This window comes from Cupriavidus agavae, assembly GCF_004217045.1.
Classification (GTDB): Bacteria; Pseudomonadota; Gammaproteobacteria; order Burkholderiales; family Burkholderiaceae; genus Cupriavidus; species Cupriavidus agavae.
In genome coordinates this window covers 1,027,854-1,048,829 of record NZ_SGXM01000001.1, presented here as the reverse complement: position 1 = coordinate 1,048,829, position 20,976 = coordinate 1,027,854, and the positions used below count along the sequence as shown (strand labels likewise).

The 20,976-nt window shown below is 68.0% G+C and carries 18 protein-coding genes; all 18 read right to left on the bottom strand.

From position 1 onward, the window contains the following. Positions 1–223: 223 nt before the first annotated feature. The 18 genes from EV147_RS04750 to thrC all read right to left on the bottom strand — a co-directional run bounded on the left by EV147_RS04750 (position 224) and on the right by thrC (position 20,968). Complete coding sequence (locus EV147_RS04750; protein ID WP_130389946.1) at positions 224–1,171, bottom strand: CysB family HTH-type transcriptional regulator; 948 nt, start codon at positions 1,169–1,171, stop codon at positions 224–226. Beyond that, positions 1,168–2,271: a sulfate/molybdate ABC transporter ATP-binding protein gene (locus EV147_RS04745; RefSeq protein WP_130389945.1), complete on the bottom strand. Its 1,104-nt coding sequence runs from the start codon at positions 2,269–2,271 to the stop codon at positions 1,168–1,170. Before EV147_RS04745 ends, EV147_RS04750 begins: the two co-directional genes overlap by 4 nt. Continuing rightward, a complete protein-coding gene (cysW, locus tag EV147_RS04740) occupies positions 2,268–3,143 on the bottom strand; it encodes a sulfate ABC transporter permease subunit CysW (protein ID WP_130389944.1) in 876 nt (291 codons plus the stop codon). The genes EV147_RS04745 and cysW overlap by 4 nt, the downstream gene beginning before the upstream one ends. 1 nt (position 3,144) lies before the next feature. After that, positions 3,145–4,083 carry a sulfate ABC transporter permease subunit CysT gene (gene cysT / locus EV147_RS04735; RefSeq protein WP_130389943.1) on the bottom strand — a complete coding sequence of 313 codons (939 nt, stop codon included), beginning with the start codon at positions 4,081–4,083 and terminating at the stop codon, positions 3,145–3,147. Positions 4,084–4,190: 107 nt separating this feature from the next. Continuing rightward, positions 4,191–4,904: an RBBP9/YdeN family alpha/beta hydrolase gene (locus EV147_RS04730; protein WP_130389942.1), complete on the bottom strand. Its 714-nt coding sequence runs from the start codon at positions 4,902–4,904 to the stop codon at positions 4,191–4,193. Positions 4,905–4,925: 21 nt separating this feature from the next. Beyond that, positions 4,926–5,759 carry an EAL domain-containing protein gene (locus tag EV147_RS04725; RefSeq protein WP_130389941.1) on the bottom strand — a complete coding sequence of 278 codons (834 nt, stop codon included), beginning with the start codon at positions 5,757–5,759 and terminating at the stop codon, positions 4,926–4,928. A 37-nt stretch (positions 5,760–5,796) separates the two neighbouring features. Then, positions 5,797–6,714: an ATP-binding cassette domain-containing protein gene (locus tag EV147_RS04720; RefSeq protein ID WP_130389940.1), complete on the bottom strand. Its 918-nt coding sequence runs from the start codon at positions 6,712–6,714 to the stop codon at positions 5,797–5,799. 22 nt (positions 6,715–6,736) lie between these two features. Beyond that, positions 6,737–7,540: an aliphatic sulfonate ABC transporter permease SsuC gene (ssuC, locus tag EV147_RS04715; RefSeq protein WP_130389939.1), complete on the bottom strand. Its 804-nt coding sequence runs from the start codon at positions 7,538–7,540 to the stop codon at positions 6,737–6,739. Positions 7,541–7,550: 10 nt separating this feature from the next. Next, positions 7,551–8,714: an FMNH2-dependent alkanesulfonate monooxygenase gene (ssuD, locus tag EV147_RS04710; protein WP_130389938.1), complete on the bottom strand. Its 1,164-nt coding sequence runs from the start codon at positions 8,712–8,714 to the stop codon at positions 7,551–7,553. A gap of 70 nt (positions 8,715–8,784) precedes the next feature. Then, complete coding sequence (locus EV147_RS04705) at positions 8,785–9,825, bottom strand: sulfonate ABC transporter substrate-binding protein (RefSeq protein ID WP_130389937.1); 1,041 nt, start codon at positions 9,823–9,825, stop codon at positions 8,785–8,787. 241 nt (positions 9,826–10,066) lie between these two features. Beyond that, positions 10,067–11,074 carry a sulfate ABC transporter substrate-binding protein gene (locus EV147_RS04700; protein WP_130389936.1) on the bottom strand — a complete coding sequence of 336 codons (1,008 nt, stop codon included), beginning with the start codon at positions 11,072–11,074 and terminating at the stop codon, positions 10,067–10,069. Between the two features lie 599 nt (positions 11,075–11,673). Continuing rightward, a complete protein-coding gene (gene clpB, locus EV147_RS04695; protein ID WP_130389935.1) occupies positions 11,674–14,277 on the bottom strand; it encodes an ATP-dependent chaperone ClpB in 2,604 nt (867 codons plus the stop codon). Between the two features lie 209 nt (positions 14,278–14,486). Beyond that, positions 14,487–16,664, bottom strand: a complete 2,178-nt coding sequence (locus EV147_RS04690; protein ID WP_130389934.1) for a 3-hydroxybutyrate oligomer hydrolase family protein — start codon at positions 16,662–16,664, stop codon at positions 14,487–14,489. A 287-nt stretch (positions 16,665–16,951) separates the two neighbouring features. Next, positions 16,952–17,332 carry a fluoride efflux transporter CrcB gene (crcB, locus tag EV147_RS04685; protein WP_130389933.1) on the bottom strand — a complete coding sequence of 127 codons (381 nt, stop codon included), beginning with the start codon at positions 17,330–17,332 and terminating at the stop codon, positions 16,952–16,954. A gap of 20 nt (positions 17,333–17,352) precedes the next feature. Continuing rightward, complete coding sequence (gene moaE / locus EV147_RS04680; RefSeq protein ID WP_130389932.1) at positions 17,353–17,850, bottom strand: molybdopterin synthase catalytic subunit MoaE; 498 nt, start codon at positions 17,848–17,850, stop codon at positions 17,353–17,355. A 1-nt stretch (position 17,851) separates the two neighbouring features. After that, on the bottom strand, positions 17,852–18,109 hold the full coding sequence (gene moaD / locus EV147_RS04675) for a molybdopterin converting factor subunit 1 (protein ID WP_130389931.1): 258 nt from the start codon (positions 18,107–18,109) through the stop codon (positions 17,852–17,854). Positions 18,110–18,140: 31 nt separating this feature from the next. Next, positions 18,141–19,376, bottom strand: a complete 1,236-nt coding sequence (locus EV147_RS04670) for a molybdopterin molybdotransferase MoeA (protein WP_130389930.1) — start codon at positions 19,374–19,376, stop codon at positions 18,141–18,143. Positions 19,377–19,516: 140 nt separating this feature from the next. Beyond that, positions 19,517–20,968, bottom strand: coding sequence for a threonine synthase (gene thrC, locus EV147_RS04665; protein WP_130389929.1), 1,452 nt, complete (start codon positions 20,966–20,968; stop codon positions 19,517–19,519). Positions 20,969–20,976: the final 8 nt, after the last annotated feature.

Sequence of the window (20,976 nt, the reverse complement as noted above, 5' to 3'; positions counted from 1 at the left end):
CGGCCAGTTGGAGTGGACTTTACGCCGGAGTCAGACGGGAGGAAAGCGTCGTGCGACGAAGGGGCGGCAGCGGGCGCCAGAGGCGGCCGTCCGCGACCGAAGGGCAGTCCGGGCGGCGTGGCGCATGCACCGGGCAAACGCCCGTTTCAGCGGCGCAGCCGGCGGCAAACCCGGCAGATGATCCGATCGAGCAAGAAAACATGCTGTTTCTTGCTCAATCGTCTCACGCGGCCACGGCTACCCGGTTCGATGCCTCGGCCAGCGCCGTGGACACCGTGTCGCGCGACAGATGCGGCGCGAACATGTTGATGAACGCGTGCGCGTAGCCGCGCAGGTAGGCGCCCCGCCGCACGGCCACGCTCGTGGTGTTGGGCGAGAACAGGTGGGCGGCGTCGATCTTGACCAGCCCGGCGTCCTTGCGGGCGTCGTAGGCCATCGACGCGATGATGCCCACGCCGAGATCGAGTTCGGCGTAGGTCTTGATCACGTCGGCGTCCATGGCGGTCAGCACGATCTCGGGCGTCAGCCCGGCCTCGGCAAACGCGCCATCGATCTTGCGGCGGCCCGTGAAGCCGGCATCGTAGGTGATCAGCGGGAAGTTGCTGAGGTCTTCGAGCGTCGGCTCGGGCAGGTGTGTCAGCGGGTGTTCTGGCGAAACTACGATGACGTGTTGCCAGGAATAGGCTTCGAACGAGGTCAGCCCGGCCTCGTTGGCCACCGCCTCGGTGGCGATGCCGATATCGGCTTGCCCGGTAAGTAGCAATTCGACGATATGTGACGGGGATGCCTCTTGCAGCGCAAGGGTCACATGGGGATACTCGCGCCGGAAGCTCTGCACCACCTTGGGCAGCGCATAGCGCGCCTGGGTGTGGGTGGTGGCCACGGTCAGCCGGCCGGTATGGCGGCCCGCGAACTCGTCGCCGGCCTGGCGCAGGTTCTCGGCTTCGAGCAGCAGCCGTTCCACGATGCGCACGATCTCGCGGCCCGGCTCGGTCAGGCCGGTCAGCCGCTTGCCGTAGCGCTCGAAAATTTCCACGCCGAGTTCTTCCTCCAGTTCGCGGATCTGGCGCGAGACGCCCGGCTGCGACGTGTACAGCGCGTTGGCCACCTCGGTCAGGTTGAACTGGCGGCGCACCGCCTCGCGGATCGACCGCAGTTGCTGGAAGTTCATGTCGACGCTCCTTGTTCCTGCACGGCCTGCCCCCGGTTGAACACGCGCAACTGGCGCGGACGCACGGCCAGCAGTTCGCCCTCGCGGAAGCCCTGATGGCGGAAGCGTTCGAGCGGCAGCGCCACCTCGATCACGTCCTGGTTGTCCTCGCGCTCCAGTTCCAGCTGGGCCACCGGCCCCAGCGTCAGCGCGCGGCGCAGCGTCACGGCGATGCCGTCGGTGCCGGGCGCGTAGCGCTCCAGGTCGAGGTCATGCGGCCGCACGTACGCCACCGCGTCGCCGGCCGTCTCGTGGCCGCTGCCGATCACCGGCAGCACCGAGTCGCCCGTGTGCAGCAGGCCACCGCTGTCGCCCACTTCCAGCCGGCCGTGGAACAGGTTCACGTTGCCGAGGAAGCCGAACACGAACGGCGTGGCCGGGTGGTTGTAGACCGCCTCGGGCGTGCCGAACTGCTCCACGGTGCCCTTGTTCATCAGCACCACCTGGTCGGCCACTTCGAGCGCCTCTTCCTGGTCGTGCGTGACGAACACGCTGGTCACGTGCAGCTCGTCGTGCAGGCGGCGCAGCCAGCGGCGCAGTTCCTTGCGCACCTTGGCGTCGAGCGCGCCAAACGGCTCGTCGAGCAGCAGCACGCGCGGCTCCACGGCCAGCGCGCGGGCCAGCGCAATGCGCTGGCGCTGGCCGCCCGAGAGCTGCGACGGATAGCGGTCGCCCAGCCAGTCGAGCTGCACCAGCTGCAGCAGCGACTTCACCTTCTCCTGGATCTTCGCTTCCGAAGGACGCTCGGCGCGCGGCTTCACGCGCAGGCCGAAGGCCACGTTCTCGAACACGGTCATGTGCTTGAACAGCGCGTAGTGCTGGAACACGAAGCCCACGTTGCGCTGGCGCACGTGCGTGGCGGAGGCATCCTGCCCGGACAGCACCACCTGGCCCGAATCGGCGCGTTCCAGGCCGGCGATGATGCGCAGCAGCGTGGTCTTGCCGCAGCCGGACGGCCCCAGCAGCGCCGTCAGTTCGCCCTCGGCGAAATCGAGCGAGACATCGTTGAGCGCGACAAAATCGCCAAACTGCTTCTGTACGTTGCGGACCTGAATGCTCATGGTGCCTCCTGTTCCTTGCCGGCGCGGATTTCGACCAGCGTCTTGATGCCCAGCGTGACCAGTGCCAGCAGCGTCAGCAGCGACGCCACGGCAAACGCGGCCGCGAAGTTGTATTCGTTGTAGAGAATTTCCACGTGCAGCGGCATCGTGTTGGTCAGGCCGCGAATGTGGCCGGACACCACCGACACCGCGCCAAACTCGCCCATGGCCCGCGCGTTGCACAGGATCACGCCGTACAGCAGGCCCCAGCGGATATTGGGCAGCGTCACGTGCCAGAAGGTCTGCCAGCCCGAGGCGCCGAGCACGATCGCGGCCTCCTCTTCCTCGCTGCCCTGCGACTGCATCAGCGGGATCAGCTCGCGCGCCACGAACGGGAAGGTCACGAAGATCGTGGCCAGCACAATGCCGGGCACCGCGTACAGGATCTTGATGTCGTGGGCTTCGAGCCACGGGCCGAACCAGCCCTGCGCGCCGAACATCAGCACGTAGATCAGGCCCGAGATCACCGGCGAGACCGAGAACGGCAGGTCGATCAGCGTGATCAGCAGGTTCTTGCCGCGGAACTCGAACTTGGCGATGGCCCAGGCCGCCGCCACGCCGAACACGATGTTCAGCGGCACCGCGATGGCCGCCACCAGCAGCGTGAGCTGGATGGCCGCCACGGCGTCCGGCTCCACGAGCGCGGCCAGGTAGGTATCCACGCCCTTGCGCAGCGCCTCGTAGAACACCGAGGCCAGCGGGATGAACAGGAACAGCCCGAGGAACAGCACCGCGATGCCGATCAGGGTGTATTTCACCCAGGGCGATTCGGCGGTGGCGTCGCGCAGATCGGCGGGACGGCTCCCGCCCAGACGGGAAATGGCGCCGGCCATGTCAGTTCACCTCCGGGTTGCCGTCGGGCAGCGCCGCGGCGCGCGCACCGGACTGGTGGCGGCGGGTCCATGCCTGCAGCAGGTTGATCAGCAGCAGCAGCACGAACGAGATCACGAGCATCACCACGGCCACGGCGGTGGCGCCCGCGTAGTCATACTGTTCGAGCTTGGAATAGATCATCAGCGGCGCGATCTCGGAGACCATCGGCATGTTTCCCGAGATGAAGACCACCGAGCCGTACTCGCCCGTGGCCCGCGCGAACGACAGCGCAAAGCCGGTCAGCAGTGCCGGCAGGATGGCGGGCAGGATCACCCGGCCAAAGGTCTGCAGCCGCGTGGCGCCCAGGCTGGCCGCCGCTTCCTCCAGTTCGCGCTCCACATCCTCCAGCACCGGCTGCACGGTCCGCACCACGAACGGCAGGCCGATGAAGGTCAGCGCCACCACCACGCCAAGCGGCGTGAACGCCACCTTGATGCCGAGCGGTTCCAGATAGCGGCCGATCCAGCCGTTGCCGGCGAACAGCGCGGTCAGCGCGATACCGGCCACGGCGGTGGGCAGTGCGAAGGGCAGGTCCACCAGCGCATCGATGAAACGCTTGCCGAAGAAGCGGTAGCGCACCAGCACCCAGGCCACCACGATGCCGAACGCCGTGTTGATCAGCGCCGCCACCAGCGAGGCCCCGAAGCTCAGTTCCAGCGACGCCACGACGCGCGGATTCGACACCGTGGTCCAGAACTGCTCCCACGTCATCGTGAAGGTCTTCAGGAACGTGGCCGACAGCGGAATCAGGACGATCAGCGTCAGGTAGAAGATCGTGAAGCCCAGCGACAGCCCGAAACCGGGCAGTACCGTAAACCGCTGCGAGGCCGGGGCCAGCCGCTTGGGCGCGTGGTTCACCACGGGCGGTGGCGCATCCGACAGGGAAATCGAGGGGGGCATGGGTCTCGTCTATATGAAACCGGCGCATAAGGCGCCGGTGTACGAGACAAATTTTGCAGATGCGTCCTTATAAACAGAACGAATCTTTCCGCATTTTCTTAGATGTTTTAAATATAAGGCGATGTCGGGCTGACCTCTGCCGACGCCTCCCAGGTGTCCGATCCGTCACCCATGGCCAGAATTCGCCCTTCCGAGTCGATTCGCTGCAGCAAAGTGGCGAGCAAGCCCTGGCCGATTGTCCAATCCGCGAGGTTGGAATCGGCATTGATATGGCCCAGCGCCCCGGCGTCGATCAGTTCGCTGCCCCAGAGCGTGCCCCAGCTGAATGCGGTGCGCTGGGACATCCACGGGTCATTGGTGCTGGCCACCAGCACGGTGGGGAACGGCAGGCGCCAGGCAGGCAACAAGGCGCCCACGCCAAACTTGTCGGGGTCGGCCGGCGCCACCAGCAGCGCGCCGGCGATGCCCACCGGATCGAGCGCCGCCTGCCGCAGCGCGGCCAGGCAGCCGAAGCTATGCGCCACCAGCACCGCCCCGCGCGACGCCACACGCAGCGCCCGCGAGACGCCTTCGGACACCCGCTCGGACCACAGTGGCAGGCTCGGGCGGCCCCAGTCGTGCTGCTCGATGCGCTGCCAGTCCGGGTACAGCGCCTCCCACCGGCTCTGCCAGTGCGCCGGGCCGCTGCCGTGCAGCCCCGGCACCGTCAGGACCTGCAATCCGCGCGGCACTTCGAGCCGCGTCACCTCGCGCCCCCTGCCCGGCGCGCCCCGCGCCCCTGGCGCCCGCGCGCCCCCTTCGGTTCCTGCCGATGCCACCATGCTCCCTCCTCGTTCGCGCCGTTATTTGGTCGTTGTCGCTGCCGCCCCGGTCCGGTCCCCCGCCTGCGCGTGCAGGTGCCTTGCCTGCACCGGCCCGCCCGCCACCGCCTCGCCCTGCCCCAGCGCGATCCCGGCGTTCTGCAGCCGCTCCACGATCTCGTCGTCGTTGAGCCGCCGCCCGATCAGCGTCACGCCGGCGCCGTCGGCACTGGCCCGCAGCCCGGCCAGCTGGCGGTCGGTCCAGGTGCGGCGCATGTCGAGCTTGAGCCAGTCAGGCAGCGCGTGCGCCATCAGCGCGCCGGCCTCGGCCGGGTCAGACGCCTGCAGGCTGACCGCAAACCCGTTGCGGCGGTAGTTACCCACCACGTGCAGCAGCAGCGGCAGGTCGTCGTTGGCGCTGGCCGGCACCTGGATCACGAAACGGTCCACCGGCAGGCCCAGCGATTCGAGCGCGCGCCGGAACGCGGCGCCGTGGTCGTCGGCCACCGCGGCAAGCAGCCGGTTGTGGACGTTGAGCACGAGCTTGTGTTCGCCGTGCGCCGCAAAGTAGTTCATCGCATGCACCAGCCGCGACAGCCGGTCGAGCGAGACCAGCGAGGCGTCGTCGGCGGCCATCGCGAACAGCTTCCAGGCGGCCAGCCCCACGCCGTCGCCGGCATAGGTGCGGATGGTGCCCTCGTGCGCCACCACGCGGCGGTCGGCCAGCGTGGCCAGCGGTTCGAACGCGCTGGTCAGCGAGCAGTTGAAATACTGCCCCTGCACCTGCCCGCGTGCATCGCGCCAGAGTTCGCGGCCGGCCACGGGTTCGCGCGGCAGGGTGTCCAGGTAGCGGTCGAGTGCGGAAGGCAGGGTCATGGGTGCGTCCGTAGCGGTGCGCGGTTCGCCTGATTGCTCATGATAGGAGTTCCTCGGCGGCCGGCGCGTGAAGTTTGGAAGATGATGTAACGGGGGTTGCCGGCTGCGCCGGCGCCGATGGCTGGCGCATCACGCGGCGCAGCACGGCGTCTTCGAGTTGCGCGAACGCCGCCGAACCGCGCTGGCGGGGCCGGTCCAGCGCCACGCGCTGGTCCAGCGCGATCCGGCCATCCTCGATCAGCACCACGCGGTCAGCCAGCGCCACGGCCTCTGAGACATCGTGCGTGACCAGCAGCGCCGTGAAGCCGAGCCGGCGCCACAGCCCTTCGATCAGGCCCTGCATGTCGATGCGCGTGAGCGCGTCGAGCGCCCCGAGCGGTTCGTCCAGCAGCAGCAGGCGCGGATGGTGGACCAGCGCCCGGGCCAGTGCCACGCGCTGGCGCTGCCCGCCCGAGAGCCGCGCCGGCCATTCGCCCGCACGCTCGGCCAGCCCCACCTGTTCGAGCACGGCGGCGGCGTCGCCGCGCCGGGCGCGCGGCAGGCCCAGCGCCACGTTGTCGAGCACGCGCTTCCACGGCAGCAGCCGCGCGTCCTGGAACATCACGCGGATGCTGTCCCGCAGGCCGCCGCCAGCCCGGCCGTCCAGCGACACCGCGCCGCCATCGGCCTCTTCCAGGCCAGCCACCAGCCGCAGCAGCGTGCTCTTGCCGCAGCCGCTGCGGCCCACGATGGCGACGAACTCGCCCGGCGTGACGTCGAGGTCGATGCCGTGCAGCACCTCGCGCCCGTCGTAGCACTTGACCACCTGCCGCACGTGCAGCGCAATGCCGCCTGCGTGCGGTGCGTCCTGTGCGGCCTGCGCCGGTTCGCGCGCCGCGCGTTCGTCCTGGCGCGCCGCCAGCCCTGCTTCGAGCCAGGCCAGCGCCGCGGCTTCCACCGGATAGAGCGTTTGCATGGGAGTCCTCCTTGGGTCGGAATCAGTGGGCCTGGTAGCCGGGATGCCAGCGCAGCCAGAACCGTTCGAGCGAGCGCGACAGCACATCGGCCAGCTTGCCCAGCAGCGCGTAGAGCAGGATGCCCACCAGCACCACATCGGTCTGCAGGAATTCGCGCGCGTTCATCGTCATGTAGCCGATGCCCGACTGCGCCGAGATGGTCTCGGCCACGATCAGGATCACCCACATCAGCCCCAGCGAGAACCGCACGCCCACCAGGATGTTGGGCAGCGCGCCGGGCAGGATCACCTCGCGGTACAGCCGCCAGCCAGACAGCCCGTAGCTGCGCGCCATCTCGACCAGCCCCGGATCGACGGCGCGGATGCCGTGGTACGTGTTCAGGTACACCGGGAAGAACACACCCAGCGCCACCAGGAACAGCTTGGCGGTCTCGTCGATGCCGAACCACAGGATCACCAGCGGAATCAGCGCCAGCGTGGGAATGTTGCGCACCATCTGCAACGTGCTGTCGAGCAGCGTGGCCACCGGGCGGAACGTGCCGGTCAGCAGCCCCAGCAGCAGGCCCAGCCCGCCGCCCACCGCCAGCCCCACCAGCGCACGCCACGTGCTGACCCAGACATGGCGCCACAGCTCGCCGGACACGGCCAGCCCCCAGGCGGCCTCCACCACCGCCAACGGCGCCGGCAGCACGCGGCTCGACAGCCAGCCCAGTTGCGAGGCGGCCTGCCAGCCCACGATCAGCAGCACGGGAACGATCCACGGGGCGACGGCCTGCCCCACGGCACCGATGCCCCGGCCGGGCCCGGCTTTGGAAGTCGATGACATAGCCGTTCCTTTAACTTTGCGAGGCACGCGGCACGATGCCGGTCGCCATCACTTCGCCAAACGGGCCGGACAGCACCTGTCCCGGCAGCTTGTCGCGCACCTTGCGCGGCAGCAGCGGGAACACCAGTTCGGCAAAGCGGTAGGCTTCTTCGAGGTGCGGATAGCCCGACAGCACGAAGGTATCGATGCCGAGGTCCGCATACTCCTCGATGCGCGCGGCCACGGTCTGCGGATCGCCCACCAGCGCCGTGCCGGCGCCGCCGCGCACCAGCCCCACGCCGGCCCACAGGTTCGGGCTGATTTCCAGCGCCTCGCGCGTGCGGTTGGCGCCCCCGGCATGCAGCGCGGCCATGCGGCGCTGCCCTTCGGAATCCATCTTGGCAAACACGGCCTGGGCGCGCGCCACGGTGGCGTCGTCGAGCCGGCTGATCAGGCGCTCGGCGGCGGCCCAGGCTTCGTCCGCAGTCTCGCGCACGATCACATGCAGGCGGATGCCGAAGGTGACCTCGCGGCCGTGCCGTGCCGCCCGGGCGCGCACATCGGCAATCTTCTTCGCCACCTCGGCGGGTGGCTCGCCCCAGGTCAGGTACTTCTCTACCTGCCCGGCCGCCAGGTCATGCGCCGCCGCCGACGAGCCGCCGAAGTACACGGGCGGATGCGGACGCTGCACCGGCGGGTACAGCACGCGGGCGCCCTTGACCGTGATGTGGCGACCTTCGAAGCTGACCTCGCCCGCGTCGTGGCTGGCCGCCAGCACGTCGCGCCAGACCCGGATGAACTCGGACGACGCCTCGTAGCGCTGCGCGTGGTCGAGAAACAGCCCGTCGCCTTCAAGCTCGGCCGTGTCGCCGCCCGTGACCAGATTCACCAGCAGCCGGCCGCCCGAGATGCGGTCGAACGTGGCGGCCATGCGGGCGGCCAGCGTGGGCGTCATCAGACCGGGCCGCACGGCCACCAGGAACTTCAGGTTGCGCGTGACGGCGGCCAACGCCGAGGCGGCCACCCACGGGTCTTCGCACGAGCGCCCGGTGGGAATCAGCACGCCCTCGTAGCCCAGCGTATCGGCGGCCACGGCGATCTGCTTCAGATAGTCGAAGCCAACCTCGCGGGCGCCTTCCGAGGTGCCAAGGTAGCGGCTGTCGCCGTGCGTGGGGATGAACCAGAAAACTTGCATGTCGGGCCTCTCTCGTTCGGTGATGCTGTTCGGTGATGCTGTGCGGAGATCTGGAGAAACGGCGATGCGCTCAGCGCTGGGCCTGCTGCGCGGCAGCGGCGGGAGCCGGGGCGGTCCACGCGGCGTCGGCCACCTTGATCGGTTTCGGAATCAGCTTGAGCGCGACGAAGGCATCGGCGATGCGCTGCTGTTCGGCCAGCACCTCGGGCGTGACCGCCTTCGCGCCATAGGAAAATCTTGAAACGGCGAGGTCGAGCACGCCGGCGTCGAGGCCGGTCTCCTTGACCAGCACCTGTGCCGCGTCCTTGGGATGTTTCTCGGCCCATTGGCCAAGCTGGAACAGTTCGTCGAGGATCACCGCCACCACGTCGGGCCGGGCGTTGGCATAGGGGCGCGAGGCCAGGTAGAACTGGTGGTTGCTGACCACGGCCTTGCCGTCGGCGCTGCGGCCATCGGCCAGCACGCGGGCGCCAAGCTGCTTCTCGGCGGCGGCCAGGAACGGGTCCCAGATCACCCAGGCATCGACCGCGCCACGCTCGAAGGCCGCGCGGGCATCGGCGGGCGGCAGGTAGACGGGCTGGATCTCGTTCCACGCCACGCCGGCCTTCTCCAGTTGGCGCACCAGCAGGTAATGCACGTTCGAGCCCTTGTTCAGCGCCACGCGCTTGCCCTTCAGGTCCGTGACGGATTTCAGCGCCGAGCCCTTCGGCACGACGATGGCCTCGGCCGTGGGCGCGGGCGGCTCGTTGCCGATATAGGCCAGTTGGGCGCCCGCGGCCTGCGCGAAGATCGGCGGGGCCTCGCCCACGGTGCCGAAATCGATCGCACCCACGTTCAGACCCTCCAGCAACTGCGGCCCCGCCGGAAACTCGGTCCATTTGACCGTGATGCCCTGCCCGGCCAGCCGCTTCTCCAGCGTGCCACGCGCCTTGAGCAGCGTCAGCGTGCCGTACTTCTGGTAGCCGATGCGCAGTTGCTTGCCGTTCACGGACTGCGACTGCGCATGGGCGGGCGCGGCGGCCAGCCCGTAGGCCAGGCCGGTGGCAATGACCAGCGCGCCCAGCAGCAGGCGCCGGCGCAGGGAAATCGGGCGGAAAACAGACGATGACATAGCAGAATCCTGAAAATTAGAAGACGAAAGCGATGGCGGCACGGCGCCCTGCCGGCGTGTCGGGATCGACAGGCGGCATGCGGAACCTCAGGCTCGGGAATTCAGTTCAGGCGGGACATCGCCCCGTGGCGATGCGGCGGGATACGGCTTCGGGCAGGGGTGCAGCGGGGACAGCGGACATCGCAAGCTCCTTGTCAGGCGCGCCGGGGCGGACGCAGGCGCGACGCCCCGGCGCCAGGCGTTACCGCTTGCCGGGCTGGTACACTTGGTCAAACGAACCGCCATCGGCAAAGTGCGTCTTCTGCGCCTTGGCCCAGCCGCCGAAGACCTCGTCGATCGTGAACAGCTTCACCTTCGGGAAGTTGGCCGCGTACTTGGCCGCCACCTTCTCGGAAATCGGGCGGTAGTAGTTCTTGGCCGCGATTTCCTGGCCCTCGTCGGTGTACAGGAACTGCAGGTAGGCTTCCGCCGCCTTGCGCGTGCCCTTCTTGTCCACCACCTTGTCGACCACTGCCACGGGCGGCTCGGCCAGGATCGAGACCGACGGCGCGACGATGTCGAACTTGTCCGGACCCAGTTCCTTGATGGCCAGGATGGCCTCGTTCTCCCAGGCGATCAGCACATCGCCCAGGCCGCGTTCGACGAACGTGGTGGTGGCGCCGCGCGCACCCGAATCGAGCACCGGCACGTTCTTGAGCAGGTGGCCGACGAACTCCTTCGCCTTGGCATCGTTGCCGCCCGGCTGGCGCAGCGCGTAGCCCCACGCGGCCAGGTAGTTCCAGCGGGCGCCGCCCGACGTCTTGGGGTTCGGCGTGATGACCTGCACGCCCGGCTTGACCAGATCGTTCCAGTCCTTGATGCCCTTGGGATTGCCCTTGCGCACCAGGAACACGATCGTCGAGGTGTACGGCGACGCGTTGTGCGGCAGGCGCTTCTGCCAGTCAGGCTTGATGAAGCCGCGCTCGGCGATGGCGTCGATGTCGTAGCCCAGCGCCAGCGTGACCACGTCGGCGTCCAGCCCGTCGATCACCGAACGCGCCTGCTTGCCCGAGCCGCCGTGCGACTGGCGGATCTGCACCGTGTCGCCGCCCTGCGCCTTGTACGCCTTGGCAAACGCGGCGTTCACATCCACGTACAGCTCGCGCGTGGGGTCGTAGGACACGTTCAGCAGATTGGTGTTGGCAAAGGCGGTCTGGGCGGCGCCAAGCGCGGAAAGTACGGCCAGGCCGATAGCCAGCTTGCGAATCATTGCAGTTGCTCCCGTCAGAATAGCGATGTCGTGAAAAAACGGCCCGGCGCGGCGAAACACTCGGTGAGCGGCATGGCCGGGCTTCTGTCAGGAAGACAGGCTACCGGCCGGGCTATCTGAACGGAACGAATGGTTTCATCGATCCAAGCACGGAAAGCGCATAAGACCGGGCAGGCATATCGGTATGCCGGAAGTGGCAGGAAAGGCAGGAAAGGCCGGAAAGCCGCGGAGACTGGGCGGAAGGCGGGTGGAGGCGCGCCCAAAAGAAAAGACCCGCAGCGCCGGAGAAGCGCTGCGGGTCAAGTTTCCATTCCGGAAACGGGTAGACAAGTCATGAAGAGCGCCCCCGCATCTCCATGACGGAATGAATGGTAGCGACCCGCCCCGGTTTCCGGCTTGATGCAAATCAATAGGCGTGCAAGCACGGCCCAAACGCACGGAAAAGATCACTGTTTGCCAGCACCAGCATCTTGGGACTCAAGAACGGGAAGTTCACTGTCGTGGCATATTCCTTATTTACTTGGTTTCACGTTAAACAAAAACCCCCGGCTGCCATCGCGGCAGGCGGGGGTTTTGCCTTGGGCTGACGCTGGGGCCGCTCAGTGCACCGTCACCTCGTTCACCTTCGGGCCGAACGTGAACGCGCCGTCGACGTAGTCCACCGGCACCACGTCCTTGGCGGCGAAGCGGCCTTCGAGGATGGCGCGGGCCACCGGGTTCTCGATCTGCTGCTGGATCGCGCGCTTCAGCGGACGGGCCCCGAACACCGGGTCGTAGCCCGCGCTGGCAATCTTCTCAAGCGCCGTCTCGGTGATGTCCAGCGTCATGTCCATGCGGGCCAGACGCGCCTGCAGGCGTTGCAGCTGGATGCGGGCGATGGACTCGATGTTCTTCTGGTCCAGCGCGTGGAACACCACCACCTCGTCGATCCGGTTCAGGAACTCGGGCCGGAAATGCGTGCGCACCTCCTGCCAGACCGCGCCCTTCACCGCCTCCTGCGGCTCGCCCGACATCGCCTGGATAATCTGCGAACCCAGATTCGACGTCATGACGATCACCGTGTTCTTGAAGTCCACGGTGCGGCCCTGGCCATCGGTCAGGCGGCCGTCATCCAGCACCTGCAGCAGCACGTTGAACACGTCCGGGTGGGCCTTCTCGACCTCGTCGAGCAGGATCACCGCGTATGGCTTGCGGCGCACGGCCTCGGTCAGGTAGCCGCCCTCGTCATAGCCCACGTAGCCCGGCGGCGCGCCGATCAGCCGGCTCACGCTGTGCTTCTCCATGAACTCGCTCATGTCGATGCGGATCAGGTGCTCTTCCGAATCGAACATGAACTCGGCCAGTGCCTTGCACAGCTCGGTCTTGCCCACGCCGGTCGGCCCCAGGAACAGGAATGATCCATAAGGCTTGTTCTCGTCCGACAGCCCGGCGCGCGAGCGGCGGATGGCATCGGACACCAGCCGCACGGCCTCGTCCTGGCCCACCACGCGGTTGTGCAGCCGGTCTTCCATCTTCAGCAGCTTCTCACGCTCGCCCTGCATCATCTTGGCCACGGGGATGCCCGTGGCGCGGCTGACCACCTCGGCGATTTCCTCGGCGCCCACCTGCGTGCGCAGGAGCTTGTTCGGCAGCTTCTCGGCATTGGCCTCGGCCTTGTTCGCGGCTTGCAGCTTGCCCTCCAGTTCGGGCAGCTTGCCGTACTGGAGCTCGGCCACCTTGTCGAGCTTGCCTTCGCGCTGCAGCCGCGAGATGTCGAGCTTGATCTTCTCGATCTCTTCCTTGAGCGCGGCGGCACCCTGGGCAGCGCCCTTCTCGGCGCGCCAGATCTCGTCGAGGTCGGCATATTCCTTGTCCAGCCGCTCGATTTCCTGCTCGATCAGCTCCAGGCGCTTGCGCGACGCCTCGTCGGTCTCCTTCTTGACCGCCTCGCGCTCGATCTTGAGCTGGATGTTGCGGCGTTCGAGCTTGTCCATCGCCTCGGGCTTCGAGTCGATTTCCATCTTGATCCGCGCCGCCGCCTCGTCGATCAGGTCGATCGCCTTGTCCGGCAGGAAGCGGTCCGTGATGTAGCGGTGCGACAGCTCCGCCGCCGCCACGATGGCCGGATCGGTGATCTCCACCTTGTGGTGCAGTTCGTACTTTTCCTGCAGCCCGCGCAGGATGGCGATGGTGGCCTCCACGCTCGGCTCGTCCACCAGCACCTTCTGGAAGCGGCGCTCCAGCGCGGCGTCCTTCTCGATGTACTTGCGGTACTCGTTGAGCGTGGTGGCGCCGATGCAGTGCAGCTCGCCACGTGCCAGCGCCGGCTTGAGCATGTTGCCGGCGTCGATCGCGCCCTCGGCCTTGCCCGCGCCCACCATGGTGTGGATCTCGTCGATGAAGACGATGGTCTGGCCTTCGTCCTTGGCCACGTCGCTGAGCACGGACTTGAGCCGTTCCTCGAACTCGCCGCGGTACTTGGCGCCGGCCAGCAGCCCGGCCATGTCGAGCACCAGCACGCGCTTGTTCTTGAGCGTCTCCGGCACTTCGCCGTTGACGATGCGCTGCGCCAGCCCTTCGACGATGGCGGTCTTGCCCACGCCCGGCTCGCCGATCAGCACCGGATTGTTCTTGGTGCGGCGCTGCAGGATCTGGATCGCGCGGCGGATCTCGTCGTCACGCCCGATCACGGGGTCGAGCTTGCCCGCCCGGGCGCGCTCGGTCAGGTCGATGGTGTACTTCTTGAGCGCCTCGCGCTGCGATTCGGCATCGGCGCTGTTCACGCCGTCGCCGCCGCGTACCGCCGTGATGGCGGCTTCGAGCGACTTGCGCGACAGGCCGTTCTCACGGGCGATACGGCCCGTATCGCCCTTGTCGTCGGACACGGCCAGCAGGAACAGTTCGCTGGCGATGAACTGGTCGTTGCGCTTGATCGCCTCCTTCTCGGTGGCGTTCAGCAGGTTGTTCAGGTCGCGGCCAACCTGGATCTCGTTGGTGCCCTGGACCTGCGGCAGCCGCTTGATGGCCGCGTCCAGCGCGGTCTGCAGGCCGGCCACGTTGACGCCGGCACGCGACAGCAGCGTGCGCGCCGAGCCGTCGTCCTGCGCCAGCAGCGCGCGCAGCAGGTGCTGGGGTTCGATGTACTGGTTGTCGTTGCCAAGCGCCAGGCTCTGCGCCTCGGCCAGCGCCTCCTGGAAACGGGTGGTGAGTTTGTCGATACGCATCAGGTGCCCTCTCTCAATAGTGAAAGTGTGTCCTGTTGCGAGGGCGTGACCTTGCAGCACTGCGGCTGCCTTTGCACGATTGCCCTGCCGGACACGATACTTCCGAAAGATAGGGCTTCGGCTTGACATTTCAAGCGGCCCGCGTTGCAGTTTTGACAACCTTTCGGCTGGCAGGCGCTGCAAGGCGGGCCGGGGGCGGCTCGGGAAGCCTAGTTGGGCACGTCCACGGTGGAACTGCTGGCCGAAATCACGTCACCGGCCGCCGGGGTGGCGAGCATCGGAGGCACGTTGGCGGGGAGGATCTGCGGGCCGACCGCCACGCTGCTGCTGCCGCCGCGCGCCGTCGTCCGGACCACCTGCGACGGTGGCAGCGCGGTGCCGCTGCGCAGGTTGGCCCAGACCGCATCGAGCGCCCGGTTCAGGTACAGGTGCAGCGGGATGTAGCGGGCCGCGTAGCCAGGCAGCACGTCGATGAAGCCGTCGAAGTGCTGCGCATTCGTCACCTCGATGTAGGACAGCTTGCTGGCGCTGCCCTCCACCGACCTGTTGAGCCCCAGATACGGCCGCGACGTGTGGTTGACCGGCAGCAGCGCGTCGTTGCGGCCATGCACGATCACGGTCGGCTTGCCGCGCAGGTTGCCGCTGCGGTACGTCTCGGCAATGCTGGCCTGCACCGTCGCATTGCCGGTCAGGGCGTTGCGCAGGCAGAGGGCGCCGTCAAGGTTGGCGTCCTGGATGCCCGTGCTCGGCGAGACCGACGCAAAATCCTTGATCGGGCCGGTGGGCAGCGGATTGGCGTCGTTGACCAGGGTCACGATGCCGCTCGGCGGCACGCCGTTGCCGGTGGAGAAGAACTGGGCGAGCGTGGCGGCCGGGATGGCCAGCGGCTTGAAGTCGACGCCGGTCACCGCAAAGCTGTAGTTGCAGAAGCGGTCGGTGACGCTGGCCCGGGCATAGGCATTGGCGTAGGTCACCGAGATCGAGCTGGCCACTTCGAGCGCCGACAGCGAAGCGTGCAGTTCATCGGACTCCGCCTCCCAGCCCGCGCTGCGCAGTGCGGCCAGCGCGGCGGCCGACTGGTCGTTGGTATTGCCGCCAGTGACCAGCGACTTGGCAGCCAGGGACTGGCAGCGGTTCGTGGCCTGCGGCAAGGCGCCCGCGGACGGCGCATTGGTCAGGTTCACGTCCTGCCGGGCACACAGCTGGAACAGGTTGGCCGTGGTGGTGTAGTCGTAGAGCGACTTGCCCGACGCCGCGACCGGCGTGCCGCCGCGCCGCACCGTGATGGCCGGCGTCGGCGGGATTTCCAGCATCGGCTCGCCCACCGCCACCCCATCGATCAGCCCGGTCGTATCCTGCTCGGCCGCCGCGATGGCCGCGCCGCCGCCATTGGACACCGCCGAGGCGATCACCAGCACGTTCGATGGCGTGAACGTGGCCTGCCGTACGCCGTCCGCGCCCATCGTGCCGTACTTGTCGTTGATGGCGAACAGCGTGAACTCGATGGCCTGGAGCGTGTTCCTGCCCCAGTTGGCCTCGGGGTTCTGCTGCGAGTGGGCGTGCTTGAACGCCTGCCGGTGCGGATAGGCCGCCGTGAAGTCGGCCAGCGACTGGCTGCCCGGCTGGGCCGCGAACTGGGCCAGCTTGCCGGCCCCGGCGCGACCCTGGCGGGTGCCGTTGATCAGCGGCACGGTGTCGGAATCCAGGTCATGCGGCGCCGCGCCGGTGCCCTTGTCCGTGTAGGCCACCGCGCAGCCGCGCTTGAGCCCCCACTCGCCCACCGCGATCCCGCCGTAGATGCCGCGCGAGCCCGAGGACGTGGCGGTGATGATGCACGGGTTGTTGCGATCGAACGAATCGGGGATCTGGGCCATCAGCGTCACGTTCTGGCGCCCCGACCCGTCATCGGAAAAAGCGATGTATTCGACACCTGCAACCTTGCCCTGCCCGCTTGTCACATTGCCCTGGGCATCGACATTGGGCCCGTAGAGCGTGCCGTAGCCGCCTGCCGGGTTGATGTCGACGATGGCGCGGTAGTTGGTGAAGATCGCGTTGCGGCGCAGTTCGGCCGGCGTCGGATTGTTCGGATCGGCAAACGCAGGCGCCGTGCCGCCAATGCCATCCTTGCCCAGGCCGCCCGTGGCCAGGTCGTCACTGTTGCCATCGTAGGTCTGCACGCCGATCGTGCCGACGATGAAGGTCGGCCGGTTGTTCGGGTTCTGGGTCGGGCTGGGCGGCGTGCCGGTGTTGGGCGGCGGCGGATCATCGCTGCCGCAGGCGGCCAGCGTCAGGGCAGCGACGGCAGCGGTGACGGCGACGGACAGCGCGTTGCGCCGAAAACGGCGCTGGGCCAGACGTCGGGTAGCGCGGGCATGGCTGGGCTGCATGGGGATGTCTCCTCGTTATGGTCGAACCTGGGGAAAGCACGTCACAACCACCCGGGCGCGATGGCCGGGCGTGATAAGGCGAGACAGCGACTGCGAGGGGCCGGATTCTGACGATGCCGCGGCGGGCCGGCTAGCGCGTGCGGCTGATGAAAGCGGCGTATCCGGCGCTTGCGAACGCGCAAGGCCGGGCCGTGAAGCAATAGTAGGCGCTAAAGAGCACCTGAAGGGATGCGGACGGATCGGGAGTGTTACCTATGTCTCCCAACACCGTCCCGCGCTAGGCGGGCTCAGGCCAGGGCGCGGTAAGACCAGATGCCGACGGCGGTCAGCAGCACCGACCCGCCCAGATGGAGCACCAGGTGCGCCAGTGCCCAGCGATAGTCGCCGGTCATCAGATTGGCCAGCACTTCGCTCGAAAACGTCGAAAACGTCGTCAAACCGCCAAGAAACCCGGTGATTGCCAGCAGGCGCCATTCCGGCGGCAGGCCCGGATGGCTTTGGAAGAACGCCACGGCCACGCCAATCAGGTAGCCGCCGATCAGGTTCGACGCCAGCGTGCCGTACGGAAGCGACGGATTCGCCGCATTCCACATCACGGAAAAGCCCCAGCGCAGCCACGCGCCCACGGCGGCGCCCACGCCCACCGCTGCAAAGCCAAGCGGACCCATGCGGTACCTTTCTTATCTAGTCAGGAGGATTGGTTCGGATCGGCGCTCGGATCGGCATTCAGGGAGGCAATGCCCCAGCGTTCCAGCGCCGCGTCGTCGGACACGCGGGCATCCACCCAGCGCGCACCCTCGGGAGTCTCTTCCTTCTTCCAGAACGGCGCTTCCGATTTCAGGTAATCCATGATGAATTCGCACGCCTGGAACGCAGCGCCGCGATGGGCCGAGGCCACGGCCACCAGCACGATCTGGTCGAGCGGCTGGAGCAGCCCCACACGGTGGATGATGGTCACGCCGAGCAGCGGCCAGCGCCCGCGCGCGGCCTGCTCGATCTGCGCCAGCGCCTTCTCGGTCATGCCGGGATAGTGCTCCAGCTCCATCGTGCTGACGCGGCTGCCGTCGCTGACGTCGCGCACCGTGCCGATGAAGCTGGCCACGGCGCCCACGCCGGGGTTGCCGGCCCGCAGCGCGGCCACTTCGGCGCCCAGATCGAAATCGTCGTGCTGCACGCGCACCGTCATGTCAGCCTCCGGTCACGGGCGGGAAGAAGGCCACCTCGCAGCCCTCGGCCAGCGGGGTGTCGGCGCGGGCCACGGTGTGGTCCACGGCCATCCGCAGCGCGCGGCCCTCGGCCAGCGCCTCGGCCCATGCGCCGCCCCGCTCGCGCAGCCAGGCGCGCAGGTCGCCCACGGTTGCCACGCTGGCGGGCACCTCGGCGCGCTCGGCGCCCTGTCCTACCTGTTCCCGCACGCTGGCGAAGTATCGAAGTTCGAGTTGCATTGGATTCAAGGATGCTGTGCAGGGGCGGTAGTCAGGCCAGCAGGCTGGCAAACGGGATGAACTGGACGGTATCGCCACGTGCAATCGGCTGGTTGGGCGGATTGTCGATCAGCCCGTCGCCCCAGACCGTCGAGGTCAGCACGCCCGAACTCTGGTTCGGGAACAGGTCCAGGCCACCCCCGTCGTTCAGGCGGGCGCGCAGGAATTCGTTGCGGCGGTCGCCCTTCGGCAGGTCGAAATCGGCGCGCATGGCGATGCGGCGCGGCGTCACGTCGGCCACGCCCTGCAGGCGCAGCAGGAACGGCCGCACGAACAGCAGGAACGTGACGAAGCTCGATACCGGGTTGCCCGGCAGGCCGATGAAAAAGGCTGGCGTCTGGTTGCCGTTGCCCACCTGTCCGAACGCCAGCGGCTTGCCCGGCTTGATGGCGATCTGCCACAGGTCCAGCCGGCCCTCGGCGGTCACGGCCGGGCGGATATGGTCTTCCTCGCCCACCGAGACCCCGCCCGAGGTGATGATCAGGTCATGGCCTCCGGCGGCACGGCGCAGCGTGTCGCGCGTGGCGGCCAGCGTATCGGGCACGATGCCGAAGTCGGACACTTCGCAGCCCAGGTTCTCCAGCAGCCCGCGCAGCGTGAAGCGGTTCGAGTTGTAGATCGCGCCCGGGCGCAGCGGCTCGCCGGGCATCGCCAGTTCGTCGCCGGTGAAGAACACGGCCACGCGCACGCGGCGTACCACGTCGAGCCGGGCCTGCCCCACCGAGGCGGCCAGCCCGAGCGCCTGCGGCGACAGCCGCGCGCCGGCCGGCAGGATCTGGCTGCCGGTCTCGATATCCTCGCCCGCGCGGCGAATCCACTCGCCCGACGCCGGCACGTGGTTGACGATCACGGCCTCGCCATCGGCCTGGCACTGCTCCTGCATCACCACGGCGTCGGCGCCCGGCGGGATCAGCCCGCCCGTGAAGATGCGCGCCGCCGTGCCCGGTGCCAGCTCCGTGCCGACATGGCCGGCCGGAATGCGCTGCGAGACCGGCAGGCGCGTGCCCGGTGCCGGCACGTCGGCGGCGCGCATCGCGTAGCCGTCCATCGACGTGTTGTCGGCCGGCGGCACGCGCAGCGGGCTGGTGACCGGCGTGGCCAGCACGCGGCCATTGGCGTCGAGCGTCTCGACGGTTTCGGTATCGGTGATCGGACGTGCGCCGGCCATCAGCGCGTCGAGCGCCTGGGCCATGGTCAGCATCGGGGGACGTGCCGCTTGTTGGGTCATGGAATCATGGGGTCGGGTTGGCCCTGCCAAATGAAACAGCCCCCGGCGCGCTAACGCTCGGGGGCCGTGGCGGCGGGCCCGGCAAACCCGATTGTAGCGAGTTGGCGCCGGGCCGGCTTTACGCGCGCCGATACCGGGAATTACAGGCCGGTGTGCTGCGCGATATACGCCTTGACCGTGTCGGCATCGGCCGGCATGACCTCGAAGCGCTGCGGCAGCGCCTCGATGCCGTCGAACGCCGCCGGGCGCTCGGGCTCGTGGCCCAGCGCCTCGCGGATCGTGTCGGCGAACTTGGCCGGCAGCGCCGTTTCCAGCACCACCATCGGCACGCCCGGCGCCAGGTGCTCGCGCGCCACCTTCACGCCATCGGCGGTATGGGTGTCGATCGTCACGCCGTAGCGCGCCTTGACGTCGCGGATGGTCGCCAGGCGATCCTCGTGCGTGCTGCGGCCCGAGACAAAGCCGAACTGGCGGATGCGGTCGAATTCCGGCGTGCCGGCCAGGTCGAAGCCGCCCCGGGCATCCACGTCGCGGAACAGCGCGGCCAGCTTGTCGCCGTCCTGGCCCAGCAGGTCGAAGATGAAACGCTCGAAATTCGACGCCTTCGAGATATCCATGCTCGGGCTGGACGTGTGGTACGTCTGCGCCGAGGTCCGCACGCGGTACGTGCCGGTGCGGAAGAACTCGTCGAGCACGTCGTTCTCGTTGGTGGCCACCACGAGCCTGTCGATCGGCAGGCCCATCATGCGCGCGATATGGCCGGCGCAGACATTGCCGAAGTTGCCCGACGGCACGCAGAACGACACCTTCTGGCCCGGGCCATCGGTCGCCAGCAGCCAGCCCTTGAAGTAGTAGACCACCTGGGCCACCACACGCGCCCAGTTGATCGAGTTCACGGTGCCGATGCGCTGGCGCGCCTTGTAGGCGTGGTCGTTCGAAACGGCCTTGACGATGTCCTGCGCGTCGTCGAACACGCCTTCGATGGCGATATTGAAGATGTTCGGGTCCTGCAGGCTGAACATCTGCGCGGTCTGGAACGCGCTCATCTTGCGGTGCGGGCTCAGCATGAACACGCGGATGCCTTCCTTGCCGCGCATCGCGTACTCGGCCGCGCTGCCGGTATCGCCCGACGTGGCGCCCAGGATGTTCAGCTTCAGCCCGGCACGCTTGAGCGCGTACTCGAACAGGTTGCCGAGCAACTGCATCGCCATATCTTTAAAAGCGAGCGTCGGACCGTTCGACAGACCCAGCAGCTGCAGCTTCGTGCCGCCCTCGCCTTCCGTGCCAAGCGTGCGCAGCGGGGTGATATCGGCCGTGTTGTCGCCCGGACGTGCGTTGCAGTACACCTCCGCGCGGTAGGTCTTGCGCGTCAGTTCGCGCAGGTCTTCGGCCGGGATGTCGTCGCAGAAGCGCGACAGCACCTCGAACGCCAGGTCGGCGTACGGCAGCTTGCGCCACGCTTCGAGTTCGTCGGCGGTGATTTGCGGATACTGCTTCGGCAGGTACAGCCCGCCGTCCGGCGCCAGGCCGCCCAGCAGGATCTCCGAGAACGATTGCGGCACGTCATGGCCGCGCGTCGACTGATATTTCATCGCAAATT